The sequence below is a fragment of the Sulfurimonas hongkongensis genome (assembly GCF_000445475.1).
In the GTDB taxonomy this organism is placed as follows: domain Bacteria; phylum Campylobacterota; class Campylobacteria; order Campylobacterales; family Sulfurimonadaceae; genus Sulfurimonas; species Sulfurimonas hongkongensis.
The window spans coordinates 142,495-156,394 of sequence record NZ_AUPZ01000005.1; the positions used below are offsets into that span (position 1 = coordinate 142,495).

The window sequence follows — 13,900 nt, forward strand, 5'->3', positions numbered from 1 at the left end:
TTTAGGAACTTTTTTTGGATTATAACTTTAAGACTATAGAGAAAAAATGGCAAGAGTTCTGGACTCAAAACGATAGTTTTGAGCCTAGCGAAGACTTTAGTAAAAAGAAAAAATACATACTTAGTATGTTTCCATTTCCAAGTGGAAGACTCCATATGGGGCATGTTAGAAACTACTCTATTAGTGATGCTTTTGCACGCTATTACCGTCAACAAAACTTCAATGTACTTCACCCCATAGGCTTTGATAGTTTTGGAATGCCAGCTGAGAACGCGGCTATTAAAAACAAGGCTAACCCAAAAGAGTGGACTTATAACAACATAGATTATATGAAGGATGAGTTTAAATCTTTGGGATTTTCTTTTTCAAAAAAAAGAGAGTTTGCGACAAGTGATGAGCTATATACTAAGTTTGAGCAAGGCTTCATTATAGATATGTATGAAAAAGGTTTGATGTATAGTCAAAAAGGACTACTCAACTGGTGCCCACATGATCAAACTGTTTTAGCAAATGAACAAGTTATCGATGGATGTTGTTGGAGATGTGATACTCCGATAGTTAAAAAAGATATGAGTCAGTACTACTTTAAGATAAGCCAATACACTGATGAACTTTTAGACTCGCTTAGTAAACTAGAAGGTGGTTGGCCAAAACAAGTTTTAACTATGCAAGAGAACTGGATAGGAAAGTCTAATGGCTTAGCATTTAATCTCTTTTTTGACTCTGCATCTAAAGAGAAGCTAAACAACGCATTTGAATCATTTAATGTATTTACAACTCGCCCTGATACCATCTATGGTGTAACTTACACAGCTCTTGCACCTGAGCATAAAATTGTAACCTATATGATAGAAAACAAGTTGCTAAGTGATGAAGTAATAGCTAAAATCCAAGTGATGAAAAACACATCTTCCATAGATAGACAAAAAGAAAAATTGGGTGTGCCTATAGGTATTAACGTAATACATCCTCTTACAAAAAAAGAGATTCCTGTTTGGGTGGCTAACTTTGTTTTAATGGACTATGGAAGTGGTGCTGTTATGGCAGTTCCTGCTCATGATGAGAGAGATTTTGAGTTTGCAAAAAAGTATGATTTGGATATAAAATCAGTTATCAAACCTTTTGATGGAGAAGTTAAAGGTGATGTTGCATTTACAGAAATTGGAGAGCTATTTAACTCTGAGAGTTTTGATGGACAAAACTCACAAGAGTCTCAAAAAGAGATCATAAAGTATTTTGAAGATGCAAAAATAGGCCAAAAAACAACTAACTACAAACTCAAAGACTGGGGAGTGAGTCGTCAGAGATATTGGGGTGCGCCTATTCCTTTTGTACATTGTGATAGTTGTGGCTTAGTTATGGAGAAAAAAGAGAATCTCCCCATTGCACTTCCTGCAGATGCAGAGATAACAGGAGAGGGCAATCCGCTTGAGAGGCATCCAACTTGGAAATATTGTAAGTGCCCAAAATGCGGTTGTGATGCTACAAGAGAGACTGATACAATGGATACTTTTGTTGAGTCCTCATGGTACTTTTTACGCTTTTGTGCTTCAGAAGCGAACTGGCAAGATGAGGCTTTTTCAAAAGAGCAATTAGCTTACTGGATGGGAGTTGATCAATATATTGGCGGGATTGAGCATGCAATACTGCACCTTTTATACGCAAGATTTTTTACAAAAGTATTTCGTGATTTGGGGTATCTTGATTTTGATGAACCTTTTGATAGGCTTTTAACTCAAGGTATGGTGCTAAAAGATGGTGCAAAGATGTCAAAATCTAAAGGCAACACTGTAGATCCTGATGCCATCATAAAAAAATATGGTGCAGATACAGCAAGACTATTTATACTCTTTGCAGCTCCTCCTACTCAAGAGTTAGAGTGGAATGACAATGCAGTTGAGGGTGCGTTTAGATTTATAAAAAGATTTTATGAGAGAAGTGCAAATGTTGTAAAAAGAGATGCTATCCCTAAGATAGAACACTCAAAACTTAGTAAAGAAGAGAAGTTTGCAAGACAAAAAGTCTACGAAGCGTTAGTCCGTGCCAATGATGTTTATAAAGAGAGATACACTTTTAACACTCTTATAGCTGGTGTTATGGAGGCTATAAATGCACTAAACTTGCAAAGCAACAGTGATGTTTGGAGTGAAGCTTACTGGATACTTAGCTCCATCATGGAACCTATTATTCCTCATGTTTGTTATGAGATAAGTAGTAAGTACTTTGAACTTGCTAACTTAACTCCTCAGATAGTACTAGATGAAGTATTTGTTCAAGACTCTCTTATGCTAGGAGTATCTATAAATGGGAAAAGAAGAACTGAGATAGAAGTTAGCATAGACGCAACAAATGAAGAGATAATTACTCTTGCCAAAGAGGCAGCAGTCAAATGGCTTGAAGATAAAACTATAATAAAAGAGATAGTAGTTCCTAAAAAACTTGTAAATATCGTAGTAAAGGGATAGATGTGAGAGTCATATTGTCGCTTATTTTAGTTTTAACTATTAGTGGGTGTGGATATACTCCAAGTTCAAAATTTGCCCGCACGGTGATGGGCGAAAAAATAAGTACAAGTATCCGCATATCTGCACAAGACCCTGAAAATACCGTTCTCATAAAAGATGCGGTAGATGAGGCAATTATAGAGGTTTTTCACGCCTCTTTAAGGAGTAGAGATGAGTCAGACACACACTTAGATATCTCTATCTCAAATCCAATATACGTGCCTATTGTTTATGATAAAGATGGTTTTGTTATAGGCTACAAAATGAGTCTAAATTTAAATATAATTAGGCATCATAGTGGTGTGAGTAAGAGCTACTCTCATAGTGGGACTTATGATTTTGCAGTCTCTCCTAATGCTGTTGTAACTGACCAAGAGAGGTTTGAGGCTATTAAGTTTAGTGCGGCTAAAGCTATAGAGTCTTTTGTTGCGAAGGTCTCTGCTGAGGGTGCTACTGCACAAAAAAAGAGTAAATCTAAGGGGTAGGCTATGACAGTTGGGACGATTATAAAAAAAGCTATTAAAAGGCTTGATTTAGAAGGCAAACTACTTACACCTGATTTTTATGCAGATGCTTTTTGCAAGGAAGCCCAAAAGGCTGGAGTACAGTATGAGGACTGTAACCATGTCACAAAATTTACTAAAACTCTAAATCCAGAATTTCAAAAAGAGCTGACACAGTATAGAATAACCACTATAGCAGAGCTAGCTAGGTTTTTAATCTCAAGATTAAATAGAACAAAACCTACTATTTGTACAGAGCTCTTAGATGCACAAAACACTCTTATAAGACGAATTCTTCAAGTTGTAGAGGTTTTACACAATGCCGAAGCATCTGCACTTGCAAAAGAGGGTATCAAGCTATTAAACTCAAACCCAAGTGCGATGGAGTATGAACTTTACAGACAACACTGGATAAACTTTATAACTACTTATGATGACTCTTTTTTGGAGAAACTAAAACTATTTGCAAGTGTAGATAGAACAAATCTTAAAAAAACCGTGCAAAGCATAGACTTATCAAAGTTACACTCACAGAAAGATTCACAAGAAAAAGAGCTTAAAAGAGTTGTTTCTCTTTTGGCCTCATCTTTTGTACCATCTATTGCATCTAGTGTAAATGAAAAGATTGCAGATCTAAGTAAAAGACTAAATGATAACCCGGCTCTAATAGAAAACTCAAGTATAGAAGATGAGATAAAATCGATCATTATGCTCAGAATTGCACTAGATAAAAACAGTGTAAAAGAGATGATAAAGTCTATAGATGGCGTCTTAGATAAGCTCTCGCTTAGACTCATAGAGATGATAGAGCGTTCAGATGATTCAACGCTTGAGATTCAAAAAATAAAAAAAGAGCTAGAGTCTTACAATGAAGATGCAGGGACAAGCTTTAGCTTAGCTCATAAAAAACTCTTTATAATTGCTACTGCATTAGAAGAAAATACTCAAATCTTAAGCAAGGACCTTAAAAATCAAAATGGCGAAATAAAAATACTCAGTGAGAAAATCAATAAACTTGAACTAGAACTCCAAGAGGCAAAAAATGCTTCAAAAGAGGACTTTTTAACAAAACTTTTTAACAAACGAGCCCTAGATGAGTTTTTAAAAATAAAAGAGGGGGAGTTTGAGAGATATGGGCATAACTTTAGCATAGTTATGTTTGATCTTGATCATTTTAAAGACGTAAATGACAACTTTGGACACGAAGCAGGAGATGCAATTCTTAGTGCTTTTGCAAAGATACTTAAAAAAGAGGCTAGAAGTGTTGATATAGTTGGAAGATTTGGAGGAGAAGAGTTTATAGCACTTCTTAGTGAAACAGATACAGCAGGCGGAGTTGTTTTTGCTCAGAAGATAAGAAAGCATGTTCAAGATGCTCGTTTTATGTACAGAGGTAAACGAATAGAAATAACAGTGAGTGCTGGAGTTAGCGAAAGGGTGAAGCACACATCTTTGCAAAACCTTATAAATTCAGCAGATGAGTATCTGTATCAAGCTAAAAAAGAAGGTCGCAATAGAGTTGCGTATAAAAAATAGTGCAACTTCAAACATTCTTAGGTAAAAAACCACTCTTCTACAGTGAGATAGACTACACTCGTATGCCTCGCATTTATGAGAGCATAAAATATAAATTAGCAAAGCCTAAAATCATACATCTCATTGGTACAAATGCAAAAGGAACAACGGGGCGGTTTCTTGCATCAGCACTTTATAAAGCCCGCTTTAGTGTAGGTCACTACACATCCCCACATATCTTAAAGTTTAATGAGAGGGTATGGATAGATGGAAGTGATGCAAGCGATAAGGTTTTAGAAGAAGCACATAAAAAACTACAAAGCATTTTAAAAAAAGAAGACTCTGATTCGCTTTCGTATTTTGAGTACACAACTCTACTTTCACTCGTAGTTTTTAGAAGATGCGAATTTGTGGTGATGGAAGCAGGGCTAGGTGGAGAGTATGATGCCACAGCTGTTTTTGATAAGACTTTAACTCTTGTTACTCCTATAGCATATGACCATCAGGCATTTTTGGGTGAGACTATAGAAGAGATTGCAGCTACGAAACTCCGTGCTATACAAAACCACGCTATATTGGCTACGCAGAGTGATGAAGTTTATGGTGTTGCCGAAGAGTTAGCACTTAAAAACTCTTTAGATATTAAAAAATATCAAGATTTCCTTAATTTTGAGGATGAGAAAAAGATACAAAAGATAGAACAAGAGTTAAAGCTAGCTTCCTATCTTGTCGATAATCTCTCACTTAGCATAGCAGCTTTGAAGTTTCTTGGCATAAATTATGCTGTAGAGGACTTTAGAGATGCTAAACTTTTTGGAAGACTAAGTAGCCTTAGTGAGAACATCATAGTTGATGTCGGTCACAATCCTTTAGCTGCACAGGCTATAAAAAAAGCACTAGAGCCTAAAAAGTATGTTTTGGTTTATAACTCTTACAAAGATAAAAACCATTTAGAGATACTAAAAATCTTAAAACCAATAGTTCATAGTGTAGAACTTATAGAGATAAATGATAACAGAGCACAGACATTTGAGGTACTTAAAAGAACTTTAAATGAATTAGAGATAGAATATACTAAGTTTAAAAGAGTAAACAAAGATACTCCCTATCTAGTTTTTGGCTCTTTTAGTGTTGTGGAAGCTTTTATGAAAAGTTACAAAAGAGTGGAAAGTAAAATATGAATAATCACTTTACAATTACCATCAATGATGACAATGGTGTTAAGCAGTTTAATTTGCATCAGATAGTTAAAAAGTTTTTATGGTATATAGCGATGTTTGTTGGCTTTGTAGCTCTTATAGCAGTGGGAACTATTCTTTATCTCAATCACTCTGTTGATCAAATAGAGTTAAAACGACAAAATACCCAATTAGCCTTCGAAGAGCTAAAAGATAAAAATATAGAGCTTGATCTAAGTATGAAAGATACTAAGATGAAGCTTTTAACTAAGAAAAAAGAGTTAACTGAAGTCTCAGATTATCTCTCCGAGATAGAGACGCTTATAGGCTTGGCACCAGTTGCAGAGATGTCTTTAAAAGAGAGAGTTAGTTTGACAAAGTTAAACTCTGAGCATATGGCTACACTTTTGCAATTTATCCCAAGTGGTTCTCCTATTGAGTATAATGGAATTACGAGTAAATACGGCTATAGAGTCCATCCTACATTAAAAAGAAAAGAATTTCATCGCGGTCTTGATATGAAAGCACCAATGAAAACGCCTGTTTATGCTACAGCAGATGGCATAGTAGAGTATGCTGGATACCATGAAAAAAGTGGTTTTGGGAATCTTGTAATCATTCAACATAATTATGGATTTAAGGCTTATTTTGCTCATTTAAATAGTGTTGTAACAAAAGCGGGTAAATTTGTAAAAAAAGGTGATCTTATCGCATATACTGGCAACTCAGGAATGAGTAGCGGACCGCATTTACACTATGAAATAAGATTTGTTCAAAGAACAGTAAATCCATTTTATTTTGTAAAATGGAATGTACAAAACTATAAAACTATATTTGAAAAGGAAAATACAGTACCATGGCAATCTTTAATAACAGCGACAGCACACATAAAAATACCAAACCCGACGCAAACACCACCATCATCACAGCTGGCTCTACGATTAAAGGAGAAATGAATCTCTCCTGCAATCTATATGTAGATGGCGAATTTGAGGGTATTATACACTCTAAAAAAGAGGTAAATATCGGTAAAAATGGTCATATAAAGGGTGATGTTCACACTCAAAGATTAGTAGTCCAAGGCTATATAGAAGGAAGTGTGAGTGCTCAAAGAGTGGAGATAAAGGCTGCTGGACGTGTCAATGGAACTATAGAATCAGCTGAACTTGTTATAGAAGCAAAAGGTATATTTGAGGGAAGTAGCATTGTAAAGGATGCAACTCCCGCTCCAACCCCACAAACACTAGAAATAAAAAAACAAGAGCTTAAAGCATAAGAGTTAGCTCTTTGCGTTAGCTCTAAACTCCACAAAACAAAATCCACTAGGAAACCGATGTCACAAAATAGACTCTTTGAGTACTTCAAAACACAAAAAAAACAAGATTTAGAACTTCTGATTTGTCAAGATGCTAAAGAAGCAGAAGCTCTTAGTAGTGTTGCAATATTTTTTAATCGCGAGGTTATAGTTTTCCCAGACTTTCGTGCTAGTTTTGGAGATGATTTAAGAGTATATACAGAAGAGCTTCATCAACTCTTTTTAGGGCTTAAAGAGTATTATGAAAAGAAGCAAAAGCCTCTTGTTATATCTCCACTAAAGACTCTTTTGTTTGAACTACCACACGCTTCACTCTTGCAAACAAAAACTATAGAATTTGGCTCAGATATTAATCTTAGTGGCTTTAAAGAGCAGATGCTGTTTTGGGGATATAGCTTTGTGGATATGGTTCAAGTCCAAGGAGAGATATCTTTTCGTGGTGATATTATAGATATCTATACGCCAGCCTCAAAACTCCCTGTTCGCATCTCTTTGTTTGATGAGACTATAGAGCAGATTAAGTACTTTGAGCTTGAATCTCAAAGAACACACAAAGAGGAGCTAGAGTGCATTGAGATAAGTCCAGCTTTTTACTCTTTAGATGAGAAAGGTTTTAATGCTCTTGATAAAAGAGTGAAGCTAAGTGAGTTTGACTCTTTGGTTAAAGATATCTCATCTCTAGGCTTTTGGTATCTCCAAGATAGGGCTTCAAACTTTCTAACAAACAAAGTAGCAAAATTCTCAAGAAATCTTGACTCACTCTTAGTAGATGCCTATGCACTAAACAGTCCAACTGTTCCAAGAGAAGATTTTAACCTTGAGATTTTAGCATCTAGTGATGAGTTTAGAGAGGTGGTTGTAACGGATATACGCGCGCTACTAAAGGTTCACAAAAACAAAAAAATAACCATCATCGCTGCAAATAAAGCCTTGATGAAGCAAGCAGGGCTTTTTAATTTTGATGGTATAAAAGAAGTTTATGCACCATATATACTAAATGTTGTCTCAAAAGATGAGCTAATTATCTCACTAAACAAGCCAGAGAAGATTAGGCGAAGAAGAAAAAGTTCAATACTCCTAGATGATTTAAAGACTGGAGATTATGTTGTTCATGAAGACTATGGTGTGGGAATTTTTGAGAAGATTGAGCAGACTGAAATTTTAGGTGGCATAAAAGATTTTATAGTTATTAAGTATGTAGGCGATGATAAAATACTTCTGCCAGTTGAGAACTTAGACTTTATAGATCGATATATCGCATCAGGAGGTTCTACTCCTGTTCTTGACAGGCTTGGAAAAGGAAGTTTTGGTAAGCTAAAAGACAAAGTTAAAAAGCGACTTATGGAGATAGCAGGCGTGATAGTAAATACTGCTGCTGCTCGCGAGCTTATAAAAGCACCTAAAATCTCTATAGATAAACAAGAACTAGAAGAGTTTCAAAAACTCTCAGGGTTTGATTATACTGATGACCAAACTAAGTCAATAGATGAGATACTCTCCCAAATGGCTTCTGGGCATATTATGGATAGGCTTCTTAGCGGAGATGTGGGTTTTGGTAAGACTGAAGTGGCACTAAACACCATCTATGCAGCCTACAAATCAGGATTTCAATCAGCTTTTATAGTCCCAACTACACTGCTCTCAGCCCAGCACTTTCGCTCACTGCATGAGAGGTTTAGCACCCTTGGCATCAAGTATGCAAAGCTAGATAGATTTGTAAGCACAAAAGATAAAAATGCCATCATTAAAGGACTAGCCTCTGGCGAGATAGATGCCGTTGTTGGAACTCACGCGCTCTTTGGTTTAGCTTTTAAAAACTTAGGTGTAGTCATCATAGATGAAGAGCATAAGTTTGGAGTAAAGCAAAAAGAGAAGATAAAAGAGATTTATCACAATGTACATCTTCTCTCAATGAGTGCAACTCCAATCCCTCGTTCACTAAATCAAGCACTAAGTTCCATCAAGACTATGAGTCAGCTACTAACTCCTCCGAGTGAGAGACAAGGAGTTAGAACCTTTGTAAAAGAGTATAATGACAAGCTTATAAAAGAGGTCATCATGCGTGAGCTTCGCCGTGGTGGACAGGTTTTTTATGTGCATAACAGCATTGACCATATGCCTATAAAACTAGGAGAGCTAAAAGCCCTTATGCCAGAACTTAGGATGCTAATGCTTCACTCTAAAATCTCAGCTATAGAGACTGAAAAAGAGCTTTTAAAGTTTGAAGCAAAAGAGTATGACCTAATGATAGCTACTTCTATAATAGAGTCAGGGATTCATATGCCAAATGTAAACACTATGATAGTTGATGGTGCAGATAGATTTGGAATAGCAGACTTGCACCAGCTTCGTGGCCGTGTTGGTCGTGGGCATAGCGAGGGTTTTGCTTACTTTATCATTGAAAATAAAGAAAATCTTACAGATGAAGCAAAAAAACGACTTTTAGCACTTGAATCTAACTCATTTTTAGGAAGTGGTTCAGTGCTAGCTTATCATGACTTAGAGATTAGAGGCGGAGGAAATTTAGTAGGAGATGCACAGAGTGGTCATATCAAAAATATAGGCTACTCTTTGTATATTAGAATGCTCGAAGATGCCATCAAAATCCTAAGTAACACAGTTGAGAGCCAAAGAGCAAAGGTAGATATTAAACTCACTATTTCAGCTTTTGTTTCAGATGAAGTTGTAAAAGAGGATAGACTTAGACTTGATCTATATAGGAGGCTTTCGCAATGTGAAGATTCTTTTGAGATTTACGAGATAGAAGAAGAGATGATGGATAGATTTGGAGAGTTAGACACTCCAACTAAGCAGTTTATAGAGTTAATGGTTATAAAGCTTCTTAGTTTGCAAATGAAGATAAAGAGTATTATGAATTATGGGCAAAACATAACTATAACTTATCAAAATGACATCAAAGAGAGCATCAAATCTGCCTCAAAAGATGATGATGATATTATCAAAGCGACTCTTACTTATCTAAGAGGGTTAAAAAAGGAAACAAATATATGAGAGTAGCTTTTATTGGCGATATAGTTGGACGTCCAGGGCGTGATATGATACAAAAATATCTAAAAAAGATAAGAGCTGAGTATGAGGTTGATTTTGTAATAGCAAACTATGAAAATGCATCTCATGGTTTTGGTTTAACTAAAAAAAATGCAGATGAATTAGTCTCTTTTGGTGTTGACTCTATGACTGGTGGGAACCATACTTGGGATAAAAAAGAGATAGTACCACTACTGAGTACTCATGAGCTACTACGCCCTGATAACTACCCAGATGAAGTGGGTGGAACTGGATGTAAGGTTTATGAAGTAGCAGGGGAGCGTTTAGCTATTATAAATCTTATGGGACATTTTTGTATGCCACAAGTAGATAATGCTTTTAGAAAGGCTAAAGAGAGAGTAGCAGAGTTAAGAGCAGATGGAGTTAAAAATATTTTTATAGATTTTCATGCAGAAGCAACAAGTGAAAAAAGAGCGATGCTTATGATGCTCAAAGGTGAAGTAAGCGCCATCATAGGAACGCATACTCATGTGGGTACAGATGACTTACAAATCGTAGAATCAACTGCATATTTAAGTGATATAGGGCTTAGCGGATGTAGAGATAATGTTATAGGGATGGATAAAGAAGCACCTATAAAGCAGTTTTTAACTGGATTGAAATCACACTTTGATATACCAAAAAATTGTAAAAAGATACTTCAAATTGCCATCATGGATATAAACGATGGGAAATGTTTGAATGCTTTTAAGCTAAAATATTTTTGTGATGGACGTATTTTAAAGACTGAGGCTTGGGTAGAGTCTTAAGCAGTTATTTTGTAATAACTATCATTTGCTAAATAAGTGTTTACCATAGTGTGGCGAAGTTGTCTCTCTTGTGCAACTTGTAGCTCTGATGGCAGAGTTTTATCTATCTGTGGAGTTTGACTTTGGGTGATTTTTGGCTCTAAAAACAGAGAAAATAGTTTTGAATTTTCATCATAAGCATCTTTTGCACTATTTAGGGTGTTTATTTTAGAAAACTTTTGAGTCTCTTTATCTTCAAAATCTTTTTGCATTTTTTGTTTGTTACTAAGCACTTTATAGTTTGAGATATAGTTTATAGGTAAACTCTGAGTGCTTTTTGACTCTAATGGAGTATGCTCTTTAGGTTTTGATTCAAAGGATTCACTAGAAGAAGATACTCTCTTCTCTAACTTCTCAGTAGAACTCTTCTCGGTGGGATTTGTAGTTATGTAAGTATTATATGATTTAACAAACATAGCACTCTCCCTCTAACAAAATATACCCATTATAAGTCATTTTAGCTTACTAAATTCTTTTGCTAAATAATTTTCAACATAAATAAGATTTAATATATTTAAGTTTTAAATTGCGATAGCTTCTCACTTAAAGCCAATGCATTGTTTTCTAGCCTTTTTATTTCTGTAGAAATAGTGTTACTACTGCTTATATTTTTTATAGTTTTCTCATTTATTTGACAAATTTTATTTATTATATGATTAGTGCTTTCTCCTGTCTTATGAAGTGTATTTAAAGATATATTCATAGCTACAGTAGTTTCACCCATTGTTTTAACGGTTAATTCTACTTGGTCTTTAGCGTTTGAAGATACTTGCATCAAATTTTTTATATTTTTAGCATTATACATAATGTGATTTGAAACAGATAGACAATCTACGGTAACCTTTTTGTAATCAAACCAAATCAACATTTTGCTACAATAATAAAATATTTTTTAAGGCAAGATAGATGAGTGCTAAAATAGTTATCGTTGAAGATGAAGAGGATTTACTAGAACTTCTTGAGTACACTCTAACAAAAGAGGGCTTTGAAGTTATAGGTTTTTTAAATACTAAAATAGTCACTCAAATACTGCTAGAAGAGGAGATAGACCTTCTTATTATGGATAGAAATCTACCCGGTATTGAGGGAAGTGAGTTTGTGTCACAGTTGCGAAGAGATGGCTTCTTAATACCTGTTATATATCTAAGTGCTAAAAATAGAGATGTAGATATAGAGGAGGGTTTTTTACGAGGTGCTGATGACTATATAACAAAACCTTTTAATATGAAAGAGCTTACTCTAAGAATCAAAGCGGTCCTAAAAAGAAGTAGTAGAAAATTTCAAGATTCAAAAATAACTCATAGAGACTTGAGCTTAGATAGTAGAACTAGAGAGGTATTTGTAGATAACAAAAAGGTAAGTGTAACTAAGTTAGAGTTTGATTTGCTCTATGAGTTTGTACTAAATAGTGGTAGTGTCTTAGAGCGTGATTATCTACTTGAGAATGTCTGGAGAGATTCAGACGAGTATCAGTATAAAACTGTAAATGTGGCTATAAATCGTCTAAAAGAGAAGATAGATCCACAAAAGAAAAAAGACTACATTCAAACAGTTCGTGGAGTTGGATACAGACTGTGTTAAAAATACATCAAATATTTATCATAAAATTTTTATTTCTTTTTGTAGGTACCCTTTTTGTAGCATCTTTGATCGGCTATATGACTCTAAAATCAACAATCATAAATCATAATGAAAAAAATCTTCAAAACTCGATATCTCTGATAGAACTAGAGTTGCAAAATATAGAAAACTTGCAAGAGTATGCCACAAAGGTGAGCCAAACAACAGAGTTAAGAGTAACAATGATAGATAAAGATGGCAAAATCATTGCAGAGTCTTTAGCAGATGAGTCGACCATGGACAACCATAGTTCAAGATATGAGATTTTACATGCAGATAGAGACTCTTTTGCACATGCAATAAGATACTCTAAGACATTAAAAGTTGACTTTTTATATGTAGCAAAAGCAGTAAAATATAGAGATAGTTCAATCTATATAAGACTCTCTATGCGTTTAGATACGATTATGAGTGAGTTCTACTCTTTGTACTCAAAGCTCTTTTTACTCTTTTTGGTTGTTGTTGTTTTGGCTTTTTATATCTCAAAGAGAATGAGTGAGAAAGTGCTTTTAGATATAGCACAAATCACAAACTATTTGGATGAAATATCTAGTAAAAACTATAAAGCTGTCATAAAAATAAAGTATTTTTATGAATTTTTACAGATATCTTTGATGCTAAAAAATCTTGTTAAAAAACTTCACTCAAGAGAGAGGCAAAAAAGAAAATATACTGCAAAACTTAGACTAATAAACAAGCAAAGAAACGATATGCTCTCTGCTATCTCTCATGAGTTTAAAAATCCTATAGCTGCTATAATTGGCTATGCACAAACACTACAAGAAGATGAAGATATAGACTCTAAAATAAGACAAAAATTTTTGGGCAAAATCAACTCAAATGCAGATAAAATAACACAGATGATAGATCGTCTAGCTCTGTCTATAAAGCTTGACAACGATGACTTGAAGATGCAAAGAAGCTCTTTTGATATCAAAGAGTTATGTCAAGAAGTTGTCTCTAATCTCTTGCTTAAATACAAAGACAGGAAGATATCTCTTGATGTAAAAAGCCTTATAGTAGATGCAGATAAAACTATGATAGAGTTAGTTCTTATAAACCTTATTGACAATGCTTTGAAGTACTCTAGTGATGAAGTAAAAGTCATCTTAGATGGAAATAATTTGCAAGTTATTGATAAAGGCATAGGGATACAAGAGAAGCATATAGATAAGATAACTTCAAAGTTTTATAGAGTGAACAAAAACTCTTGGGATAACTCTATGGGTATAGGTTTGGCGATGGTTAAATATATACTCAAGCTGCACAAATCTAAACTAGTTATAGAGTCTAGATTTGCTAAGGGCTCACTATTTAGTTTTTCTATAAAAGAGATGTTGAAAAAATAGCAAATTGCCATATATTTATAGGTTTGTTTTTTCTTTGGTTATATTTTTACTACTTATTT

The 13,900-nt window shown here is 34.7% G+C and carries 12 protein-coding genes; 10 read left to right on the plus strand and 2 right to left on the minus strand.

All coding sequences use genetic code 11. The annotated features are described in order from the left end of the window. Positions 1-14: 14 nt before the first annotated feature. Genes leuS through M947_RS16685 form a run of 8 tightly spaced genes read left to right on the plus strand, consistent with a single transcriptional unit; the run spans position 15 to position 10,833 of the window. On the plus strand, positions 15-2,465 hold the full coding sequence (leuS, locus tag M947_RS16655) for a leucine--tRNA ligase (protein WP_021287207.1): 2,451 nt from the start codon (positions 15-17) through the stop codon (positions 2,463-2,465). A 2-nt stretch (positions 2,466-2,467) separates the two neighbouring features. Then, a complete protein-coding gene (gene lptE, locus M947_RS16660) occupies positions 2,468-2,989 on the plus strand; it encodes an LPS assembly lipoprotein LptE (RefSeq protein ID WP_021287208.1) in 522 nt (173 codons plus the stop codon). Between the two features lie 3 nt (positions 2,990-2,992). Beyond that, entirely contained in the window at positions 2,993-4,543 is a 1,551-nt protein-coding gene (locus M947_RS16665) for a GGDEF domain-containing protein (protein ID WP_021287209.1), read from the plus strand. Continuing rightward, positions 4,543-5,703 (plus strand): bifunctional folylpolyglutamate synthase/dihydrofolate synthase, encoded by a 1,161-nt coding sequence (locus tag M947_RS16670; RefSeq protein WP_021287210.1) that lies wholly within the window; start codon positions 4,543-4,545, stop codon positions 5,701-5,703. The genes M947_RS16665 and M947_RS16670 overlap by 1 nt, the downstream gene beginning before the upstream one ends. Then, positions 5,700-6,656, plus strand: coding sequence for a M23 family metallopeptidase (locus tag M947_RS16675; RefSeq protein WP_021287211.1), 957 nt, complete (start codon positions 5,700-5,702; stop codon positions 6,654-6,656). Before M947_RS16670 ends, M947_RS16675 begins: the two co-directional genes overlap by 4 nt. Then, positions 6,653-6,976, plus strand: coding sequence for a bactofilin family protein (locus M947_RS0111890; RefSeq protein ID WP_021287212.1), 324 nt, complete (start codon positions 6,653-6,655; stop codon positions 6,974-6,976). The genes M947_RS16675 and M947_RS0111890 overlap by 4 nt, the downstream gene beginning before the upstream one ends. A 57-nt stretch (positions 6,977-7,033) precedes the next feature. Next, positions 7,034-10,027, plus strand: a complete 2,994-nt coding sequence (gene mfd / locus M947_RS16680) for a transcription-repair coupling factor (RefSeq protein WP_021287213.1) — start codon at positions 7,034-7,036, stop codon at positions 10,025-10,027. Then, on the plus strand, positions 10,024-10,833 hold the full coding sequence (locus M947_RS16685; RefSeq protein WP_021287214.1) for a TIGR00282 family metallophosphoesterase: 810 nt from the start codon (positions 10,024-10,026) through the stop codon (positions 10,831-10,833). The genes mfd and M947_RS16685 overlap by 4 nt, the downstream gene beginning before the upstream one ends. Here the strand turns inward: M947_RS16685 and M947_RS16690 are convergent. Continuing rightward, positions 10,830-11,288 (minus strand): hypothetical protein, encoded by a 459-nt coding sequence (locus M947_RS16690; protein ID WP_021287215.1) that lies wholly within the window; start codon positions 11,286-11,288, stop codon positions 10,830-10,832. The two genes, M947_RS16685 and M947_RS16690, sit on opposite strands and share 4 nt — an antisense overlap. Positions 11,289-11,386: 98 nt before the next feature. Then, entirely contained in the window at positions 11,387-11,737 is a 351-nt protein-coding gene (locus M947_RS16695) for a hypothetical protein (RefSeq protein WP_162139348.1), read from the minus strand. 41 nt (positions 11,738-11,778) lie between these two features. On the opposite strand from M947_RS16695, the gene M947_RS16700 reads away from it, so the two are divergent. Together M947_RS16700 and M947_RS16705 are read left to right on the plus strand one after the other, a co-directional pair. Then, positions 11,779-12,453, plus strand: coding sequence for a response regulator transcription factor (locus M947_RS16700; protein ID WP_021287217.1), 675 nt, complete (start codon positions 11,779-11,781; stop codon positions 12,451-12,453). Continuing rightward, positions 12,447-13,841: a sensor histidine kinase gene (locus M947_RS16705; RefSeq protein ID WP_021287218.1), complete on the plus strand. Its 1,395-nt coding sequence runs from the start codon at positions 12,447-12,449 to the stop codon at positions 13,839-13,841. Before M947_RS16700 ends, M947_RS16705 begins: the two co-directional genes overlap by 7 nt. Positions 13,842-13,900 lie beyond the last annotated feature (59 nt).